At 28.7% G+C, this 21245-nt stretch carries 16 protein-coding genes; 11 read left to right on the forward strand and 5 right to left on the reverse strand.

The features are described from left to right. Positions 1–7 precede the first annotated feature (7 nt). Positions 8–544: a hypothetical protein gene (locus B3J31_RS04305; RefSeq protein WP_346868341.1), complete on the forward strand. Its 537-nt coding sequence runs from the start codon at positions 8–10 to the stop codon at positions 542–544. A 99-nt stretch (positions 545–643) separates the two neighbouring features. Here B3J31_RS04305 and B3J31_RS04310 read toward each other — a convergent pair whose 3' ends face one another. From B3J31_RS04310 to B3J31_RS04320, 3 genes are all read right to left on the reverse strand, one after another. Continuing rightward, positions 644–2020: an MATE family efflux transporter gene (locus tag B3J31_RS04310; RefSeq protein ID WP_150845771.1), complete on the reverse strand. Its 1377-nt coding sequence runs from the start codon at positions 2018–2020 to the stop codon at positions 644–646. A 346-nt stretch (positions 2021–2366) separates the two neighbouring features. Then, positions 2367–4535 (reverse strand): helix-turn-helix domain-containing protein, encoded by a 2169-nt coding sequence (locus B3J31_RS04315; RefSeq protein ID WP_346873678.1) that lies wholly within the window; start codon positions 4533–4535, stop codon positions 2367–2369. 180 nt (positions 4536–4715) lie between these two features. Then, the gene (locus B3J31_RS04320) at positions 4716–5867 is read right to left on the reverse strand and encodes a double-cubane-cluster-containing anaerobic reductase (protein WP_346873679.1); all 1152 of its coding nucleotides are present in this window, start codon (positions 5865–5867) and stop codon (positions 4716–4718) included. Between the two features lie 235 nt (positions 5868–6102). Here B3J31_RS04320 and B3J31_RS04325 point away from each other — a divergent pair, with 235 nt between their 5' ends. Continuing rightward, positions 6103–7275, forward strand: a complete 1173-nt coding sequence (locus B3J31_RS04325; RefSeq protein WP_346873680.1) for a MalY/PatB family protein — start codon at positions 6103–6105, stop codon at positions 7273–7275. 47 nt (positions 7276–7322) lie between these two features. Here the strand turns inward: B3J31_RS04325 and B3J31_RS04330 are convergent, their stop codons facing one another. Beyond that, entirely contained in the window at positions 7323–8795 is a 1473-nt protein-coding gene (locus B3J31_RS04330) for a S41 family peptidase (RefSeq protein ID WP_346873681.1), read from the reverse strand. Positions 8796–9041: 246 nt separating this feature from the next. Between B3J31_RS04330 and B3J31_RS04335 the strand changes: the two genes are divergently transcribed. The 7 genes from B3J31_RS04335 (at position 9042) to B3J31_RS04365 (ending at position 16217) form a co-directional block, all read left to right on the forward strand. Further along, positions 9042–9716 carry a response regulator transcription factor gene (locus B3J31_RS04335; RefSeq protein WP_035135324.1) on the forward strand — a complete coding sequence of 225 codons (675 nt, stop codon included), beginning with the start codon at positions 9042–9044 and terminating at the stop codon, positions 9714–9716. Positions 9717–9847: 131 nt separating this feature from the next. Beyond that, positions 9848–10858, forward strand: coding sequence for a sensor histidine kinase (locus B3J31_RS04340; RefSeq protein WP_346873682.1), 1011 nt, complete (start codon positions 9848–9850; stop codon positions 10856–10858). Positions 10859–11137: 279 nt separating this feature from the next. Further along, a complete protein-coding gene (locus B3J31_RS04345; RefSeq protein ID WP_035135328.1) occupies positions 11138–11905 on the forward strand; it encodes an ABC transporter ATP-binding protein in 768 nt (255 codons plus the stop codon). Next, positions 11895–13904, forward strand: a complete 2010-nt coding sequence (locus B3J31_RS04350) for an ABC transporter permease (RefSeq protein ID WP_346873687.1) — start codon at positions 11895–11897, stop codon at positions 13902–13904. Before B3J31_RS04345 ends, B3J31_RS04350 begins: the two co-directional genes overlap by 11 nt. A gap of 245 nt (positions 13905–14149) precedes the next feature. Further along, complete coding sequence (locus B3J31_RS04355; RefSeq protein ID WP_346873683.1) at positions 14150–15118, forward strand: NAD-dependent epimerase/dehydratase family protein; 969 nt, start codon at positions 14150–14152, stop codon at positions 15116–15118. A gap of 26 nt (positions 15119–15144) precedes the next feature. Further along, positions 15145–15387, forward strand: coding sequence for an HAD-IA family hydrolase (locus B3J31_RS04360; RefSeq protein WP_346873688.1), 243 nt, complete (start codon positions 15145–15147; stop codon positions 15385–15387). Positions 15388–15425: 38 nt separating this feature from the next. Next, complete coding sequence (locus B3J31_RS04365) at positions 15426–16217, forward strand: hypothetical protein (protein ID WP_346873684.1); 792 nt, start codon at positions 15426–15428, stop codon at positions 16215–16217. A 57-nt stretch (positions 16218–16274) separates the two neighbouring features. On the opposite strand, the gene B3J31_RS04370 is transcribed toward B3J31_RS04365, so the two are convergent. Further along, entirely contained in the window at positions 16275–16718 is a 444-nt protein-coding gene (locus B3J31_RS04370) for a MarR family transcriptional regulator (protein WP_150845781.1), read from the reverse strand. 343 nt (positions 16719–17061) lie between these two features. Between B3J31_RS04370 and B3J31_RS04375 the strand changes: the two genes are divergently transcribed. Continuing rightward, positions 17062–19323 carry an ABC transporter ATP-binding protein gene (locus B3J31_RS04375; RefSeq protein ID WP_346873685.1) on the forward strand — a complete coding sequence of 754 codons (2262 nt, stop codon included), beginning with the start codon at positions 17062–17064 and terminating at the stop codon, positions 19321–19323. Next, the gene (locus B3J31_RS04380) at positions 19316–21217 is read left to right on the forward strand and encodes an ABC transporter ATP-binding protein (protein ID WP_346873686.1); all 1902 of its coding nucleotides are present in this window, start codon (positions 19316–19318) and stop codon (positions 21215–21217) included. Before B3J31_RS04375 ends, B3J31_RS04380 begins: the two co-directional genes overlap by 8 nt. The last annotated feature ends 28 nt before the right edge of the window (positions 21218–21245 follow it).

Genomic DNA, 21245 nt, shown 5'->3' on the forward strand with positions numbered 1-21245 from the left:
GTAATATATGAATACAATTGATAGAGAATTAAGATATATGACAGATGAAAATTTTAATCCTACACCAAAAGATATGTATTCAATGCCAGATGAAGGCAAAGACTTAGAAATGCCTACAAAATATGAAGCTCAAGAAGATAAAGGTCCCAAAGGTGAAGCTCCAAAGGGTGGAATAGGACCAATTCTAATACCGTGTAATTGTCCACAAGATTTTGGACAATTAGGAGTAATAGATGCTACAACTACAGGTAGAATAGTTAAGTTTTCTATTAAAGTTAAAAATCTTTGTAGAAATAAAGAATATATAGTTGCTGTAATATTATATAAGTGGGTTTGGGTTTGGCCTTGTAAATGGGTTAAAGTTCCTATTGCAGAAGATTTTAAAATTGCTAAATATACAGGAAGCGGAAGTTGTGGAACAGACACAGTTTATTTCCAATTAGCTATTAAAGAACCTTTATGCTCTGGACAATATATAGGTATTGATGTTATTGATAATTATATAGATCCTTGCAACTTACAATTTAAAAATACGGTAAAGTAGCTTTTAATTGAAAAAGGCACTAAGATTTACATCCTAGTGCTTAAATTGTAAATATTATACAAAAACTCCTTAGAATATAATTTTCTAAGGAGTTTTTTATTAAGCTATTACGGTTTTAGTAGTCTCTTCTTTTCCATCCTTTTTCCAAGTACTATTTAATAAATAAAAAGATGTTACTGCAGAAATTAAATCTGAAGCAGGATATGCAATCCATGCACCTATGGTACCAAAAATATTTACAAAAACTATAGCTAAAGGAATGAATACTATTAGTTGTCTAAATAAAGATAATCTAAATCCTTTTTTAGCTTCATCAATTGCTTGATAGTAGTATATACCTATATAATATAAACCAACTAAAGGAAGTAGGAATATACATATTCTAAGGGCCTTAACAGCCTCAGGTAATAACTTTGCATCAGTTAAAAACAAGCCTATCATTTTTGGAGCAAAATACATAATAAATACTCCAAATATTAAAGAGATTATTGTCACAGTTTTTATAGATGCTTTAACTGTATTTTTAACTCTATCAAAGTTTCTTGCACCAAAGTTAAAGGCTACAATTGGCTGCATAGCAGAACTTATACCAATTATTGCAATAAACATAAACATAGATATTTTAGTAATAACGCCTACTATTATTATAGCTTCATTACCACCTCTAGAAATTAATAAGTTATTTAAAACTACAGAAACTATTGCATCTGATATTTCAATAACAAAGGTTGAAAATCCTACAGCAATTAATCCTTTAATTAATGTAATATCTATATTTGGAAGAATATTATTTATTGAAAGTTTAATTTTAAAGTGTTTAGTTACATCTTTAAACTTATATAGAACAAAAATTAAGCCTACAAATTGAGAAGCTACAGTAGCAATAGCTGCACCAGCTATACCTATATTTAAATGAGTTACTAATATGTAGTCAACTACAATATTTAGAAGTGCACCGATACTGTTAGCATAAAGACCTATTTTAGAGTTTCCTAAAGCTGTCATTACTTGAGAGCATACTATAGTTAATCCTTGAAATATTGCTCCTATAAAAATTATAGATATATAATCATTAGTTAGTCCAAAAGTAACGTCACTTGCACCAAGTTTATATAATAATCCACCTCTAAATAAGAATAAAAATAGAGGGATTATTGTTAAAGATACTATTGTAACAGATATTGAATTAATTATTGTAGATTTAATCTTTTCAGGTTGTTTTTCACCGGAATATCTTGAAACGTAGGTTGAAGCTCCTACACCAATTAAGAAAGCGATTGCTATAAGAAAGCGTTGAATTGGAAATGCAACTGTTAAGGCACCGATAGCATTAGGACCAATATATCTACCAACAAAAACTGTGTCTACCATGTTATAGAGTTCCGCTACTAGCAAAGAAAAAATTGCAGGTATGGCAAACTTAAATAATACTCTATATGTCCTTCCATCCGAAAATATTTTAGGGTTAATTCCCATTAGTTTCACCTCATTTATTTGAAAATTCTGCATATTTTTCTTGGGTTTATTTTATAAAAAGTTCTCTTTGTTTTTTATAGAAAAATACGTTTTGTCTTCATGTTTAATTTATTATTAAGATATTTTATCTTATATTAATATTATAGTTGAAAACAATTAAATAAACATTCACTTAAGTGTCCATCAAAAAGTACTATTCCGCCCAAATAGTCATTGGTTAAAAATAGGAAAAAGCACAAAAGCACCTTGATTAGGATGTTTTTGTACTTAAAATCAATATATTTTATACATAACATAATAAATTTTAACTGAAAGTATATATATCTTCATATAAATTGAGGTAAAATTAATTAATCTTAATAGGCTTCTGAACTTCATTAATTATAACTAATGCAGCTCCATAGGTTTTTAGGGTAACTAAAATATTTATAACTGTACTCTTCTTAAAGTATTTAAATCTAATATTAGGATAAGAAGCTTTATGAAGAATACCATTTTCATCTTTGTTAAGTCTAGTTGGTCTCCCCATATCAATCCAATAGTTATAGGATGAACCAATCTTTTCATTTATTTCATAGGTAGTTACATTAATATCTGAATGAATATTAGTTATATTAAGAGAAAGTTTTTTCGAAGTAGCATTTTTTATACCTCTAAGTTTTGAAAAACTTGCCATAGAAATTAAATCATTAATTTTATCATGATAAGTATAAAGTAAAATCTCATATTGATTATTAGTTTTAGTAACTACATATCCGTCACCTTTTGCTACTAATGTATTACCTAATTTATTTAAAAGTGAATAGGCATAAAATGCAGGTTTTTTTATTCCCTTATCATTGATAAGACCAGGATAACCAAAGAATAGTTCATTAGTTATATTTACTTGCTTATCAAGGACGTCGAAGGCCCTTATAAAGCTTAAATCTCCCTTATGATTTACTACATTATCAATAATAAATGGAATCATATAGGCTGTATCATATATGTTATTTACTTCATTTTTTATCATAAAAGGTTCTTCTTCAAAATCTAATTTATTGTAAATTAATATTTCTTTAATTGAAGTCCTCAAATTTTCAGGAAAGGTAGAGGAAAATTCAAATCTAAAATTTTTATAATTAAGGGTTTCTATTGCACTGAAATATTCCATGAAGGATAGAAGAATATTTTTAAAATCTTCATGTATATCTATAGAATTTTTAAGAGGTAATATATTTTTTGATGCAACTTCATAGCTTTCATCGTTATTGGCATTTATATGTTCTTCATAAGTGCTATCTATATCTAAAACAATTATAGGCACTATATCTAAAAATTCTATAAACTCTAGTACATCCTTTGCTCTATTCCAGTTATGAAATTTAGAGCCAGGGAAAATAGCCATATCAGTACTGAATAAATTTAGGATCCGTCCATATTCAAAATCCATTTCCCTTTGAAGTTCTTCTAGTGTATCTTTATTATCTTCAATTAAAAGGTCAAAGGCATCACCAATGGTTATAATTCTATTAAAATTCTTATCAAATTCACCTATACAATTTTCCATATTAATATTTAACTGATGAATTTTGTCCTCATAATTAAACCTGTCGTAGTCCTCCAGATAATATATTACTTCATCTAGACTTTCTTCTAAAGGATGAGTTATATATTTAGTTAACTTTTCTAGGACTTCAGGAGTAGATTTATATTTTTTTCTGAATTGTAAAGGCGTAAGCTTATAGTGAAGCTTAAAGTGCTTATTAAAGTATCTAGTATGAGAAAAACCAATTTCTTCAGAAATTTCAGATAGTGTCATATCTGTATCTAAAATTAACTTTATAGATTCTTCAACTCTAATAAGATTTAGAAAATCAGTAAAGGAATATCCTGTAGCATATTTTATTTCTCTTGATAAATAATGGGTGCTTAGATATTCGTTACTAGATATATCTTTAAGGGTTATATTGTTTTGATAATTATTATAAATATATTTAGATATACTATGATATCTTTGAAGTTGATCTTTATTTTCTTTAAGTTCTTGTTTTTCATGAATTAAATAGTTAAAGTTGTTTATTAGATGATAAAGGAGTTTTACAAGGATATCTTCAATTTCTTCATCATAATTATCTTGTTTTTGTACTGTTTCACAAAGGACTTGACAAAGAAATACTCTTAAATCTTCATACTCTTCCCCAAGCTGAGAGGCCTTACTAGAAGAATTTGTATAAAAAAACATATTCTCAATATCGTTATAGTACTTTTGAAAAAAGTAGGGATCTATTTGAAATATGAGTACTTTATTGTCAGGATCATCACTTTCAATGCTATGAACTTCATCTATATTTATAATTTCAATTTGATTTTCACTTATTACATATTTTTCAGTATTTATATATAGATTGATTGTGCCTTTTATAACATAAAGAATTTCGATGCAATAATGCCAATGGATTGGATAGTTTTTAATGGTATTAAAAGAAATAGATATAGGCATGTTTGCAGAATAATTAATATATTGTCTATGCATTATAAACTCTCCTTGCCAGTTTCTTTAGTATTAATAGTATTATAGCATCAATTAGAAAAAACATGCTAGAGGAATAAAGGAGATAAAGTGGGAAAACCTCAAGAAATTATTTATCTTGAGGCTTTTGGATTTATTATGAACTTGCATAGCTAATTTTTACCTAAGCAGTAGTTTAAGGTGCTATAACATTTCTATAAAAGCTGCCATTCTAGTGTTAAGTTGTCCAATGTCAGCAGTAGAGTAATCTGTTTCTATACTGATGTAAGGTATTTTTTTAGTGTTATTAACAAATCTTTTAATTTGCAATGTTTCTACGCTATAAGTATGACAGGCTTGAAGTACTACATCCACCACTGCATCAACTTTATATTCATCTATCATTCTATTAAGTAGATCTGTACGGTTAGGATTAGGTGTCATACAAGAACATCCAATATTTAAATATTTACGAGCAATAGCATCATAGATATCAGGATTATTTTCATCTACTAATTCATCGATAGCTTTAGCACCAGTACAGTTTTCAAAAGCCACGACATGAGCTCCATTATCTTCTATTGCTTTTATAACTTTTTCTGTAGCTCCACCAATAGGACATCCAGTTATAAGAATACGAGGTTTCTTTTCATATTTTTTTTCTACTTCATATTCACCCTTAATTTTCTCACTTAGGGCATATATTTCTTTTGGTACCTCTGCTTTATCAAATTTAAATGTAGTACCATAAAGAACTTTAAACATATCTTGTCCTAATATCGCTGGTGGATCAAGTTTTCCAAGACCGTAGAAGGCTTTAAGAGCTTTTCTTTCTTCATTTTTTAATTTAATAGCCTTTTTAATATTTTTATCACTTATAGTGGTTTCAAATCTTTTTTCTAGAACCTCTTTAAATTTTATTATTTCTTTCTTCCAAAGTTTTAAACCCTCTTCACTTTGAGAGTTTGGTAGTTCCATAACATGAACAGGCTTAAACTCACTTAAATATTCATACATTTTTTTCTTTCCATCACAAGTAGTTTCACCTACAACTAAATCAGAAAAGTAAAAGAATGGACATTTATCTGTTTTTGCAAATCCATAACTTGATTTGATAAGTGGACATAGATTACGCGGTAATTCTTTTTCAGCTTCTGCAATTGTCTCATCAGACATGGAACAAAGAGATACAACACTTGCACCCATGGCAAGAGGTAATTCCTGTGGCATATAAGTACAAAATACTCCTACTAAAGGTATATTTTCATCTTTAAGTTTTTTGGCTGCAATAAAGGAGTTTCTCCTAGCCTCTGCAAAGTCTTCAAATATTTCAGGTAGTTCTTTTCTTATTTTCATTTTAATTCTCCTATCATTTTACGTGGTTATTGAAAAATAATCTATCTAATAAGATTATACATATAAATTATGGAATAATATGAATTATAGTTTTATTTCATACATTTACGGTTATCTATAGAATGTTATAATACTACATTGATAAAAATAGTGATAAAATTATATTGTATATCTTAAGTTAATAGCTAACAATTATTATTATTAATTTATTATGATTTTATAGGAGGTAAGGAAAATGAAATACAGTTTTAGTGAAAAAGTGGACAGGATAGGCAGTAACTGTTTAAAGTGGGACTTAATAAATAGAACATATAATGATAGTGAAATTATACCTCTATGGGTGGCAGATATGGATTTTAAAGTGCCAGAAGAAATAGGAGATGCTATAAGAAAAAGGTTAGAACATCCTATTTTTGGATATTCCCTTACGCCACCATCATATTACAAAGCTGCTATAAATTGGTTTGATAAGAGGTTTCAATGGAAAGTTGAAAAGGCGTGGATGAAGTTTGCTCCGGGAGTTGTACCAGGACTAAAAACAATAGTTGCTGCTTATACAAAACCAGGAGATGAAATTATAATTCAAACACCGGTATATCATCCTTTTTATAGTATTATCAAAAATAATGGGTGTCAGGTTGTAGAAAATCCGTTAATCTGTAAAGATGGTAGATATGAAATGGATTTTGATAACTTAGAAAGTATAATCACTAAAAAAACTAAGATGATAATCCTTTGTAGTCCCCATAATCCTGTAGGAAGAGTATGGACTAAAGAAGAATTAAAAAGAGTTGGAGAAATATGTATAAAAAATAATGTGTTAGTAGTAGTAGATGAAATTCATGCAGATATAGTCTATAAACCTAATATACATACTGTATTTGCATCTATTAGTGAAGAATTTGCTGATAATTCCATAATCTGTACAGCACCAAATAAAACATTTAATATTGCAGGGTTTAAAACTGCTAATATAATTATTAAAAATGAGAAATTAAGAACTCAATATATACTACAAATGGAAAAAGACTGTATAGAAGGAGCGACTACATTAGGGGCAGTAGCACAAGAAGCAGCTTATGCTAGTGGAGAAGAATGGTATCAAGGCCTTATGGAATATTTAGCAGATAATATTGACTTCACTTTAGAATTCTTTGATAAAAGAATTCCTAAAATTAAGATTAGAAAACCAGAAGGAACCTATTTATTGTGGCTTGATTGCTCAGGATTAAATATGAAGCCAGAAGAATTAAGTAAGTTCTTCCTTAAAAAGTGTAAAGTATGGTTAAATGATGGTAGCATGTTTGGACATGATGGAGCTATGTTCCAAAGAATGAATATAGGAACTAGTAGGGTTGTTCTTCAAGAAGCTTTAGAAAGAATTGAGAGAGAAGTAAATAAGTTATAGGTTTATAATAGGAGGTTGCCTAAAAAGTAAGGCAACCTCTTAAATAGTTACTTTAAATTATAATTTTCAATAAGTTTTAGAGTTAGTTCTAAAGCATCTTCTCCATTTACCCATAGGTCAGGTTTGATACCTTCACCTTCCTTAAAAAACTTTTCATCATATAGCCTTAACCAGTTTCCATAGGAAAATTCAATATGGGAATTGGGAAGGTAACCCAGTTCTACATTAGAACTTTCAAGAGTACCATGAGTATTAGTACCTACTACTACAATATTTTCAAAATCCTTTAGATGCTCTACAAAGAATTCAGCAGCTGAGGAGGTTTTTTTATCTGTAAGAACAAAGATAGTATTTAAATTTTTATTAAGCTCTTTTTTAGATTTAGGTATATGTTCATAATAATAAGCATGAATTTTTTCAAGTTGTAAAGTTTTTAGGTCCTTATGAAAGGTGTTAAAATCGTAGTAGGAGGGGGTATCCTTAGATCTTCCATAAAGAAGTAGAAAAAGACCCTTCCCTTGAGATGAAACTCCAAAATATTCATTTATCCAGTATAAAGCAGTCAATATATCACCACCATTATTACCACGTAAATCTAATATACTTACAGGGGAATTCTTTACTTTAGAAGCAGTATTAATGAAATCTATTCCTTCTAAACCTATATTGTAGGGAACTTCTCTGGAAGATATTATAGGAACATTATTTATAGTTGTGTAGTCTAAAGGTGAAATAGACTCATCTGAAAGAGTATTTGATAATTTCAGTTCAATATCTTTAGTATATTCTGATTCACCTCTATAAAATACAACATTTAAGTTTCTTGAAGCTTGTCCAGAACATTTTTCTAAAACACCTAAATTGTATAATAGCTTACCTTCAGTATTTATTGAAAGATATAAGTAATTTTCAATGTTTTCATCTTTGTTTATAGATTTAATGTAGTAAAAAACACCTCCATATTCTACATAATAGCCTATTTTGTTTTTTAAAATTCCTAGGTTTGAATTTGTGTAATATCTAGAAGTATCTTCTAAATCAAAACCATTGTTCCCTATATAAAAATGCCTATCAGGTATAAAAGCAAGATTATCTTTTAAGGTTTTTGTTAGTTCAGCTACATTAATTACGTCATTATTACCAATAAAACTTAAAACTGATTCCTTAGCCTGTAAAAAAAATTTATCACTACCATAATAATTATATGGTGCGTAGCTAGATTTTAAAGCTTTAAAATATAGTTCTACATCATAAATAGCTTCTTTTCTGGTTATAGCAGTAGGAGATATTACGTGAGGTGTTGAAAATAGTAAAGCGTGTTCTTTAGCAGTTAGTATATCTTCATTTGGAATTTCAGATATAAATTCTCTAATATTTAATTTAGATATGGGAATATTTAAATTTTTATGATTTATCTTTTTTAAAGCTTTTTCAAAGGAAATATCTTTTTTATAATAAGGTAAATAAATTAAAATTAAACCTAAAATTATAATAAAAAGAATTTTAAAAGTTTTTTTCAAATTAAAATCCACCCCCTATAATTCTATTAAATAAGGTTATTATACCATAAAATGTAAAAATATAAAGACCTTATGAATAAAAATAAAACAAATTTATAATTGACTACCTTTTAGTTACACTATGTTTTGGTTATAATGTTATTAATGAGAATTGGAAAAGAATTTCAGCTAGTTTTAGTATAGATAAATCTTAATTTTACATTGATGTAAATATATAATAGAAAAAATAAATTTGGGAGTGATAAAGTGGCAAAGATTATTATAATAGAGGATACTGAAACTATTAGGCAGGAGCTTGCAACATTTTTAAATAGATATGGATATGAGGTCATAGCCCCTACTAATTTTGAAAATATAATATCTATTATTGAAAAAGAAGAGCCCAATCTCATACTCTTAGATATAAACTTACCTGTATTTGATGGATTCTACATTTGTAGAGAAGTGAGGAAAACTTCTCAAGTACCTATAATTGTGGTTACAAGTAGAGATAGTGATATGGATGAGCTAATGAGTATGAATTTAGGAGCAGATGACTTTATAACTAAGCCTTATAATACACAAATACTTTTAGCAAGGATAAATTCAGTACTAAAGAGAGTAAATCAAGGGAATGAAGGGAATCAAGAAATATTAGTATATAATGATTTAAAGTTAAATCTATCTAATGGAACCATAAACTGTGGAGATAATGCTTTAGAAATCACTAAAAACGAATTAAAAGTTCTTTATTACCTTATAAAAAATAAAGGAAACATTGTATCTAGGGAGGATCTAATGGATTATCTATGGAAGTCTAATTTGTTTGTAGATGATAACACTTTGTCAGTAAATGTGACAAGACTTAGAAAAAAATTAGAGGAAATTGGAATTAAGGATGTTATAGAAACAAGAAGGGGACTTGGATATATAATGCCATAAATATATAAATATTTATATAGAAAACTATTTGTATAGAAAACTATTTAAATATATAACTATTTAAATAGTTGTTCTGTTTATGCGGGTTTGAAGGAGTTTTCTACTATAAATAGTAGAGAGGAATAGATAAAATGAAAGTTAGGGATTATCTTAAATCAAGAATTGGCTTTTTAATAATTAATGGAGTCCTATTTATGATTTTTGTATCTATTTTAATATTTTTAAATGTAGGGAGTGGACTAATATTTTTATCTTTCATATTATGGTTTACTCCATTAAGTACATATTTAACCCTTGAAGTTATTAAACATAAGAAATTTCTAGACAATATTACAGGAACTATAGATAGCTTGGATAAAAAGTATTTGCTTCCAGAGGTTATGGAAAAGCCAGATTTTTTAGAAGGTGAAATAGTTTATCAAGTTCTTAAGGAATGTAATAAAAATATGCATGAAAATGTAAAAAAGTATGAATGTACCCAAAAAGAATATAGAGAATACATAGAAATGTGGGTTCATGAAGTAAAGACGCCTATTGCTTCTGCTAGACTTATTATAGATAATAACGAAAGTACGGTAACAAATAAAATTGGACATGAATTGAAGAAGGTAGAAGATTTCATAGAACAAGTCCTTTATTACTCAAAGAGCAACGATGTAAGTAAGGACTATATTATAAGAGAATTTAATTTAGAAGAAGCTGTTATGGAGGTTTTGAGAAAGAATTCTAGAGATTTCATAAATAAAAAGATATCTTTAGAGATAGGAGATATGGGAGGTAAAATTTTCAGTGATATAAAATGGGTGGAATTTATTTTAAATCAAGTTTTAGGAAACGCCATAAAGTACTCTAAGGAATCAAATGGGATAATAAAAATATATTCAACTTCTACAGAAAATAAAATAACTTTAACTATAGAAGATAATGGTGTTGGAATTTCAGAAAGAGACATTTTTAGGGTTTTTGAAAAAGGATTTACTGGTGATAATGGAAGAAAGTTTGGTAAATCCACAGGAATGGGATTATATCTGTGTAAAAAACTTTGTAATAGACTTGGATTGGGGATAAGTATTGAGTCAAAGTTAGAATGTGGAACTAAGGTGTATATAAATTTTCCCCTAGGAAGATTTACTAGTTTCTAATAATAGCCAAAATAAACTGATTGGATAAAAATTAATCTCAATCAGTTTTTTTGTGGTAAACAGAGTTATTTGATTACCTTGTACTTATACCTAGGGCTTCAATAGTCTAAAAAACAGGGCTACTCCTAAGTTTATAGATTAATTTTTAAACTTTCATTATTATCTTACGAAAATGAAAGATTAATGACATGAAATTAAATACAACATACTTTTAGAAAAATATATAATAAGCTCATAAAGTTAAGGCAAAACTTAAAATGTATTTTAGGAGGATGAATTATGGAAAATGTCTTAAAGGTTGTAAATATAGAAAAATATTATGGTGGAAAGGGAAATGTTACTAAAGCTATTGATAATATAAGTTTTGAGGTAGAGAAGGGGGAGTTCCTTGGAATAATGGGACCTTCTGGAAGTGGTAAAACTACACTTTTAAATTGTATATCTACCATTGACACAGTGACTACAGGAAATATTATTATAAATAATAAAGATATAACTAGTCTTAAGAATAATGATATTGAAAAATTTAGAAGAGATGAGCTTGGATTTATATTTCAAGATTTTAATCTTTTAGATACATTAACTGCTTATGAAAATATTGCATTGGCACTTACTATACAAGATGTAAAGCCTAAAAGTATAGATGGAAGAATTAAAGCAGTAGCAAACAAATTAGGTATAAGTGAAATTTTAAATAAATATCCTTATGAAATGTCTGGTGGTCAAAAACAAAGGGTTGCTTCAGCTAGAGCTATCGTTACTAATCCATCACTAATTTTAGCTGATGAGCCAACAGGAGCATTAGATTCTAAGTCCTCTAGATTATTACTAGACTCCTTTGAGAAATTAAACGAAGAACTAGAAGCTACTATACTTATGGTCACACATGATGCTTTTACAGCTAGTTATGCTCACAGGATTTTATTCATAAAAGATGGAAAAGTATTTAATGAATTAATTAGAGGAAATGATAGTAGAAAAGAATTCTTCAATAGAATTATTGAGGTAGTGACATTGCTTGGAGGTGACAGTGGAGATGTATTCTAAAATTGCATTAAATAATGTAAAGAAAAGTTTTAAAGACTATACCATATATTTTTTAACTTTAACCTTTGCCGTTTGTATATTTTATAGCTTTAACTCTATAGAATCACAAAAGGCAATGTTTGAAATAAGTAAGAAGGAAGCTAGTTTTATAGATATGTTAACTACAGTTATTTCTTGGGTATCTGTATTTGTGTCAGTAATTTTGGGTGGACTCATTGTTTATGCAAATAACTTTATGATAAAACGAAGAAAAAAAGAACTTGGTGTATATATGACATTGGGTATGAGTAAAAGAAAAATCTCAAGTATTTTAGTGTCTGAGTCTTTTTTCATAGGTCTTATGTCTTTAGTAGCAGGGTTAATCTTTGGTATAGTTTTATCACAGGGATTATCTCTTTTTACAGCGAAGTTATTTCAGGTAGGCATGAGTGAATACAAATTTGTATTTTCACAAAATGCTGCTGTAAAGACTATAGCTTATTTTGGAATAATGTTTTTACTTATAATGATATTTAATACCTTTGTAATTTCAAAATACAAACTTATAGATATGATAAATGCTAGTAAGAAAAGTGAAAATATAAAGATTAAAAATCCTATAGTATCAATTATTATATTTATTTTAGGAGTAGGAATACTTATAACTGCTTATAAGTTTATAATAGAAGTGGGATTAGACATAACTGATTCTAGATTTACTATTTCGATAATACTGGGGATTCTAGGAACTATATTATTTTATTATGGATTAGCTGGATTTATATTATATGTAATCAAGAATAGTAAAAATATATACCTTAAAAAACTAAATATATTTGTTACTAGACAGATAAGTAGTAAAATTAACACAAATTTTGTATCTATAACAGTTATATGTTTAATGCTCTTTATAACTATTTCTATATTATCTACGGGATTGAGTTTTAAAAATTCTTTAGAAAGTAGTCTTAAAGATACAGTACCCTTTGATGTCTCAGCTAGAATTATAAATTTTGAAGGTTCGGAAAACAAAACTATAGAGCAGGCCATTAAAGAATTAGGGTTCAATTTCACAGATAAAGAAAAGTATGTAGTATTACAAGAGTATAGACTAGAAGAAAGTTATGGTGATATATTAAGAGGATATGGTAAAGAAAATAAATTTCTTGATAACGATTATAGTAACATGTCAGCTCTAAAAATAAGTGAATATAATAAACTAAGAGAGTTAAATGGACAAAGTTCCATAGACTTAAAAGAAGATGAAGTATTAATAACCTCTAACTTTAGTAAATTAGTGCCTTTAGTTAAAAGCTATATGAAGGAAAACACAGTAATTAAAATAAATAATATAAATTATAATATAAAAAATCAAGAGCTTATTACAGAAGCTTATGAAAGCACAGGCTTTGCTAATAATTTCTTTACAGTAATACTTCCAGATAAAGCTTTAGGAAACCTTAAGCCCTATGAATCTATATTAAATTGTAACTTTAAAGGTGAGGATAGAGAAAAGCGAGAATCTGAAATAGGGGAAGTGTTCAAAAATAGCAGAGATGAAAATGCTTCGGGTAAAGACTTTATAATTTTAGGTAATACCAAGACTGGCATATACAGTATGACAAAAGGAGCTACTACAACAATATTATATATAGGAATATATATAGGGATTGTATTCTTAATTTCTAGTGCAGCAGTTCTTGCTCTTCAACAGTTATCAGAAGCTAGTGAGAGCATTGATAGATATAAAGCTCTAAGAAAGATTGGAGCTTCAAGAAAGATGATAAATAAAACCATATTTATTCAAACTTTAATATACTTTGCAATGCCATTAGTATTAGCTATAATTCACTCCATAGTTGGAATTAGTGTAGCTAATGAATTTATATCTCTTTACGGCAATGCAGAGATAGGAGCTTCAGCCACTATAACAGCACTACTGATAATAGCTATATATGGAGGCTATTTCTACGCCACCTATATAGGCTATAAGAATGTAACTAACACTCCAAATCTATGATTTGGNNGTTACTCCAGGGAATGAAATGAATATATTTTTTAGTAGTAAAGGTAGCCATAATGGCTACCTTTATATTTATATTTAACTGATATTACATTAATTATATACTTATACAATTTAATCCTGTAAAATAATATTATGATAGACAAATGGAAAATATAAAAATTTATTTAAAAAGAATGTTAAGGCGGTTTTTGGAAAGTTTTTATAAAAGCTTTTAATTTATAGATGTAGAGGTGGAGAAAATGAAAAAAGTCTTAGTTCTTGGAGGAAGCTATTTTATAGGAAAAGCCATTGTAGAAGCTTTATTAGGTTCTCAGAAAGATTATGAAATTTACACCTTAAATAGAGGAAGCAGAAAAACCGAAGATAAAAGAATTACTAATATAATTTGTGACAGAGAAGATTTAAATGAAATGAAAAAATGTCTTAGTGAGCATGAATTTAATTATATAATTGATGTATCTGGACTTAATGTAAATCAATTAGAAATTCTTCATGAAGCCTTAAATTATGAAAAGTTAGAGAAATATATTTTTATTAGTTCAAGTGCTGTCTATGATGTAGAAAATTATAAAATTCCATTTAAAGAATCATTTATGCTAGGAAAAAATAAATATTGGGGAGATTATGGAACAAACAAAATAGAGTGTGAAGAGTTTTTAGAGGATAAGTATAACTACAGTAATGTTCAGCTTATAATACTACGCCCTCCTTATGTTTATGGAGAAAATAATTATGCAGCAAGGGAAGGTTTTATTTTCCATCATATTATCAATGATAGGCCTATTCTAATTCCTAATGATGGAGAAACTAAAATTCAGTTTATCTACTCTAAGGACCTAGGCAATTTAATAGAAGGATTTTTAGATACAAATCAAGATAATCTATCTATTTATAATGTTGGAAATAGTGAGGCAGTGACCTTTAATACATGGATAGAATTATGTGAGAAGGCTGCTGGCAAAAAAGCAATAAAGTATCATTTTTATTATGAGGAGAAGGGGTATAATGAAAGAGACTTCTTTTCATTTTTTAATTATGACAATGTGCTGGATGTAAAAAAAGTCCATAGTGTATTTAAAGAAGAAACTTCTATGGAGGAAGGCTTAAAGAAGTGTTATCAATGGTATCTTCATAATGGATCCATGGTTATGATGAAAGAACATGTGGTAGAAAAGGAAGAAGAAATTTATCTGAATTACCTGAGGTAGTAGAAAAATTAGGATTATCCCCATATATAATCGATTGTATATCATCTGCTAATGTTGGATATGAGAAGCCTAATCCTAAAATATATTATTATGCATTAAAAAAGCATTGTGGTTATAAGGATATATGGATGGTGGGAGATAGCATTTTGGCAGATGTAAGAGGCCCAGAATATGTTGGAATAAAAGCAGTATTAGTAAGATCTAATACTGAAGAAAATGTTAGATATTACTCAAAGGATTTATTAGGAGTAAAGGAGATCATAAAGTAGTGTTTAGAAGAGTTTATTAATAAAAGGGGTAAGTGGTTATGAATAAAGAAGAAAAGAATCAGTTTATAGTAGATACCATAGCTAAGGTAAATAAGATATTCTCTATTCATGAAAAAATAAAGGATATAGATACATCTTTATTAAAGCTTTATACAGTAGCTGTAGTAGAAGATGGGTATTTTTTTATATTTGATTTATCTGACAATGGTACTTGCTATGAATTTAAAGGTGAATATAAAGCACCTATGATTGTACCAGAAAAAGTGTTGGCCTCCTTTCCACTAGATTTTTATGATATGAAACCTGCAGCGGTAGTATCTAAGGATGCATTTAATACCTTAGAGGGATATATATTTATATTTCATGAGTTTGTTCACTGCTATCAATGGGAGCAAGGAGATAGTGAAATTAAAGAAGAACTAGAAATTGCTAAAATAGCTAAAGAGAAAAAAGATTTTATGTGGGAGATAAATCATCCATTTCCTTATGAGGATAAGGTGTTCATAAATGAAACTTCTAAACTAGAATTTGTGGATAAAAAACTACAATATAAAGATATGGTAGATTATCATAGAGTTATGAAGAACCGTTTAAATCAAATAGACTTTGAATATATGGTATGGCAAGAGTTTATAGAAGGATTTGCTAGATATATTGAAAATCTTATTAGAGAAAAGTTACAAGTAAAATTAAACTCTAATAAATTAGAAAAACCTTTTAGTAGAGTAATCTTTTATGAGCTAGGTAGTAGATCAATAAGTGCTATATTAAAAGAAAATCCTGAGATTAAGGGGAATATTAAATGTATATATGATAAAATTAATATATAGATTTATAGTATTAATAAGGTATAAAGCTAGTTTTATGATAGCTTTATACCTTTTATTTTAATTTATTTTAGACATAACTCTTTTAAATTCGGATATTGCACCACTAAGAGAAATTAAATCTTCATCTGGTAGCACAGATAACTTTTCCTTAAGAAAGCTTTTCATTAAATCCTTTTTGATTTTAAAGACTTCATTGGCTTTTTCTGTTATTTCAATTCTAATAACTCTTCTATCCTTTGGATCTTCATATCTATTAACATAACCACACTCAAGGAGTTTATCTATTATTGGGGTCATATTGGGTTTAGATATACAAAGGTCTCTGGCTATACTAGACACCGATGAAGGTCCATTTTGAGCTAGGTAAAAAACCACTTTTACATGAGATGGTGGAACAACTGTATTTTTCATAAAGTCTTCTAATTTTATAATCTTTTTATGAAGTAACATCATAAGAAGAAAAAAGTCTTCAGATAGTTTAGTTAAATTTTTTTCATCCATAATAAATCTCCTTTGTATGTAGTATTGAATTTCTCTATATTAAAATCGTTAATTAAAAATTAAAAAATCCACAATGAAATAGTTATTGACTTATAATAGTTATGAAACTATAATTAATATATGTTTATAACTGTTATATACTTATAAATAATATAATATCATAATTTATATAAATTAATAAGTATTTTATAAGAATATTATAAATAAAATTTTTTTAAATTGCAAATAAACTGATAAATCGTAAATACTATTTTTAACTATGCTCATAGAGTATAGGTAATAAAGTATTTTGTTTTTAGTTTATTTTTTAGTAATTCATTATTGTAAGAGGGAGTGGAGGAATATGTTCAAGTTAATTAAATATTTAAAGAACTCGGTGGTGCCAATTATCATCATAATTGGATTACTAATTGTTCAAGCAGTCTGTGATCTTTCTTTACCTGACTATACTTCTAATATAGTAAATGTTGGAATTCAGCAGGGGGGAGTAGAAAAAGTTACACCAGAAGTAATTAGAAAGAGTCAATTAGAAAAGTTAGAACTATTTATTAGTGAAGAGGATAAAATAGAAATTAAGAGTAATTATACTTTGTTAGATAAAGATTCTCTTAGTGATGAAGAATACAATAAATATGTGAAGAAGTATCCTTCTTTAGAAAATGAAGGTGTATATAAGCTTACAACTAAGAAAAAGGATAAAGAAACCATTGAAAAGTTAAATGGAATATTTGCAAGGCCAATGTTAGTAGTGCAAGGCTTTGAAAGTGACAGTGAAGAAAGTAAGGCAATGAAAGCAGCAATTATAGCGGAGTTTCCTCCTAATATGGGTATAGATGAAAATGCAGATATATTGGAAGTGATATCACAGTTACCGCAGGAACAGCGAGATACTATGATGAAAGATATAGATAAAAATTTTGAGAACTTACCTAATACTATGATAGACCAAGCAGCTATTAGTTATGTAAAAAATGAGTATAATAATATCGGTATGAATATAGACAAAATGCAAACTAACTATCTTCTTTATACAGGAGGACTAATGATACTTATAGCCCTACTAAGTATGGTGGCTACAGTAACTGTTGGGTTTATTGGGGCTAGAGTGGCGGCAAACCTTGGTAAAAATCTTAGAAGTAAAGTATTTTCTAAAGTTATAGGTTTTTCTAATGCAGAATTAGATAAGTTTTCTACTGCGTCACTTATAACTCGTAGTACTAACGATATTCAGCAAATTCAAATGCTTATGGTAATGCTTTTAAGAGTAGTATTCTATGCACCAATCTTAGGAATTGGTGGAGTAATAAAGGTTTTAAATACAGAAACTTCAATGGCTTGGATTATTGTTGTTGCAGTAGTTGCTATTTCAGTAGTAGTAATTGTTTTATTTACAGCAGTTATGCCAAGATTCAAGAGGGTTCAGAAACTAGTTGATAGGGTTAACCTTGTAACTCGAGAAATTTTGACTGGTATGATGGTAATTCGTGCCTTTAGTACAGAAAGACATGAAGAAAAAAGATTTGATAAAGCAAATAATGATTTAACTAAGAATAATTTATTTGTAAATAGAACTATGGCTTTAATGATGCCAACTATGATGTTGATTATGAATGGAATTACAATTTTAATAGTATGGAATGGATCACATAGCATTGATGCAGGAACCATGCAAGTTGGAGATATGATGGCATTTATTCAATATACAATGCAAATTATAATGGCATTTTTAATGATATCTATGGTTTCAGTGATGTTACCTCGTGCTACAGTTTCAGCTGGGCGTATAGATGAAGTATTATCCACTGAATATGTAGTTAAGGATCCTGTAGCTCCAATAAAACTTGAAGAAGATAAAAAGGGAGTTCTTAAATTTAATAATGTTTCCTTTAAATATCCAAATGCTGAAGAAAATGTTCTAAGTAATATAACTTTTACTGCTATGCCTGGAGAGACTACTGCATTTATTGGTAGTACAGGAAGTGGTAAGTCTACCCTTATTAATCTTGTACCGAGATTTTATGATGTGACTGAGGGAGAAATATTTTTAGATGGAATTGACATTAGGAAAGTAAGTCAACATGATTTAAGAGAAAAGATAGGTTATGTACCTCAAAAGGGAGTGTTATTCTCTGGTACCATTGAAAGTAACTTAAAATATTCATGTAAAAGTATTACAGACCAAGATATGATAAAGGCTGCAGAGATTGCACAAGCCACTGACTTTATTAAAGGTACTAAGGAGAGTTATAATACTGAAATATCTCAAGGGGGTACTAATGTTTCAGGGGGCCAAAAACAAAGACTTTCTATTGCAAGAGCTATTGCTAAAAAACCAGAGGTATATATTTTTGATGATAGTTTCTCAGCTTTAGATTTTAAGACTGATGCGGCATTACGAAAAGCCCTTAAAAAAGAAACATTAAATAGTACAGTTCTAATTGTAGCTCAAAGAATAAGTACGATTCTACATGCAGAGCAGATAATAGTTTTAGAGGAAGGTAGAATTGCAGGTATTGGAACTCACAATGAGTTAATGAAAACTTGTGATGTGTATAAACAAATAGCACTATCTCAACTTTCAAAGGAGGAGTTAGCTAATGAGTAAGGAGCAAAATATGAAAAAAGGACCTATGGGTGGTGGAGGACCTATGGGACGTGGACCAATGGGGGGGCCTGGAGAAAAGGCTAAAAACTTTAAGGGCACCATGAAAAAGCTTATTAGTTATCTTAAACCTTTTACTGCATCCATAATAATTGTTATAATATTTGCCGTTGGAAGTGCTGCTTTTTCAATTATTGGACCTAAGGTTTTAGGTAAAGCTACCACTAACATTTTTAAGGGACTTGTAGGTAAGATAACAGGTTCAGGAGTAGGCATAGACTTTGAATATATAGGAAGAATTTTATTAATACTTTTGATTTTATATATAATTAGTACATTATTCTCTTTTGTACAAGGTTTTATAATGTCAGGAGTTACTCAAAAGGTTTCATATAATCTTAGAAAAGAGATTTCTGAAAAAATTAATAGAATGCCTCTTAAATATTTTGATAATAAGACTCATGGTGAAGTTTTATCTAGGGTAACAAATGATGTAGATACCGTAAGTCAAAACTTAAACCAAAGTATGACTCAAGTTATAACTTCAATTACTACATTAATTGGAGTACTAATAATGATGATTTCAATAAGCGGTATTATGACAGTAGCAACACTTCTTATATTGCCAATATCTATGTTTTTATTATCGGTAGTAGTTAAGAAATCTCAAAAACACTTTAGAAATCAACAGAAGTATTTAGGGAATGTTAATGGTCAAGTAGAAGAAGTTTATGGAGGTCATAATATAGTTAAGGCCTTTAATGGAGAAGAAGAGGCAATTAGAGAATTTAATAAGTTAAATGATAAATTATACGACTCGGCTTGGAAGTCTCAATTTTTATCTGGAATGATGATGCCTATTATGACCTTTGTAGGAAACTTAGGCTATGTAGTAGTATCTATTTTAGGTGGATGGCTGGCTATTAAGAAAACTATTGAAGTTGGAGATATTCAATCATTCATTCAGTATGTAAGATCTTTTAATCAACCTATAGCTCAGTCAGCTCAGATAGCAAATCTAATGCAATCTACAGCAGCGGCTGCAGAAAGAGTTTTTGAATTCTTAGCAGAAGAAGAGGAAGTGCAATTTGCAGAAAACCCTATTAAAATAAAAAATCTGTTATTGTCAGAAGATGAGGGAGAAGAAATTCAAGGTGAAGTAAACTTTGAAAATGTTCACTTTGGATATAAAGAAGATAAGATTATTATCAATGATTTCTCAGCACATGTAAAACCAGGACAAAAGGTTGCTATAGTTGGACCTACTGGAGCAGGGAAAACTACCATGGTTAAATTACTTATGAGATTTTACGATGTGAATAGTGGAGCTATCTTAATAGATGGTCATAATATTCAAGATTTCAACCGTCAAGATTTACGTAGTATATTTGGTATGGTACTTCAAGATACCTGGTTATTTAATGGTTCTATTAAGGAAAATATCAGATATGGTAGACTAAATGCCAATGATGATGAAGTTATTGCTGCAGCTAAGGCTGCCAATGTGGATCACTTTGTAAAAACTTTACCTGATGGATATGATATGATTTTAAATGAAGAAGCTAATAACGTGTCTGCAGGGCAAAAGCAATTACTTACTATAGCTCGTGCAATTCTTGCAGATCCTAAGATTCTAATTTTAGATGAAGCCACTAGTTCTGTAGATACTCGTACCGAGGTTTTAATACAAAAGGCAATGGATAATTTGATGAAGGGTAGAACTAGTTTTGTAATTGCTCATAGATTATCTACTATAAGGGATGCAGATTTAATCCTTGTAATGAAAGATGGAGATATAGTAGAACAAGGAAATCATAATGAGTTACTTGCAGCTAATGGCTTTTATGCAAACTTATATAATAGTCAATTTGAAGATATTAAAGAAGATGTAGTTTAATATCTAAATAAAAAGTAAATAGAGTTTT

This window comes from Clostridium sp. UBA5988, from assembly GCF_002435615.1.
GTDB classification, from domain to species: domain Bacteria; phylum Bacillota; class Clostridia; order Clostridiales; family Clostridiaceae; genus Clostridium_J; species Clostridium_J sulfidigenes.

Excerpts from the sequence above, each read along its gene's own strand:
- B3J31_RS04315 (WP_346873678.1), bottom strand. The coding sequence starts at position 4,535 with ATGCATAGACAATATATTAATTATTCTGCAAACATGCCTATATCTATT.
- B3J31_RS04350 (WP_346873687.1), top strand. The coding sequence starts at position 11,895 with ATGTATTCTAAAATTGCATTAAATAATGTAAAGAAAAGTTTTAAAGAC.
- B3J31_RS04365 (WP_346873684.1), top strand. The coding sequence starts at position 15,426 with ATGAATAAAGAAGAAAAGAATCAGTTTATAGTAGATACCATAGCTAAG.
- B3J31_RS04305 (WP_346868341.1), top strand. The coding sequence starts at position 8 with ATGAATACAATTGATAGAGAATTAAGATATATGACAGATGAAAATTTT.
- B3J31_RS04375 (WP_346873685.1), top strand. The coding sequence starts at position 17,062 with ATGTTCAAGTTAATTAAATATTTAAAGAACTCGGTGGTGCCAATTATC.
- B3J31_RS04355 (WP_346873683.1), top strand. The coding sequence starts at position 14,150 with ATGAAAAAAGTCTTAGTTCTTGGAGGAAGCTATTTTATAGGAAAAGCC.
- B3J31_RS04345 (WP_035135328.1), top strand. The coding sequence starts at position 11,138 with ATGGAAAATGTCTTAAAGGTTGTAAATATAGAAAAATATTATGGTGGA.
- B3J31_RS04370 (WP_150845781.1), bottom strand. The coding sequence starts at position 16,718 with ATGGATGAAAAAAATTTAACTAAACTATCTGAAGACTTTTTTCTTCTT.
- B3J31_RS04320 (WP_346873679.1), bottom strand. The coding sequence starts at position 5,867 with ATGAAAATAAGAAAAGAACTACCTGAAATATTTGAAGACTTTGCAGAG.
- B3J31_RS04325 (WP_346873680.1), top strand. The coding sequence starts at position 6,103 with ATGAAATACAGTTTTAGTGAAAAAGTGGACAGGATAGGCAGTAACTGT.
- B3J31_RS04340 (WP_346873682.1), top strand. The coding sequence starts at position 9,848 with ATGAAAGTTAGGGATTATCTTAAATCAAGAATTGGCTTTTTAATAATT.
- B3J31_RS04310 (WP_150845771.1), bottom strand. The coding sequence starts at position 2,020 with ATGGGAATTAACCCTAAAATATTTTCGGATGGAAGGACATATAGAGTA.
- B3J31_RS04380 (WP_346873686.1), top strand. The coding sequence starts at position 19,316 with ATGAGTAAGGAGCAAAATATGAAAAAAGGACCTATGGGTGGTGGAGGA.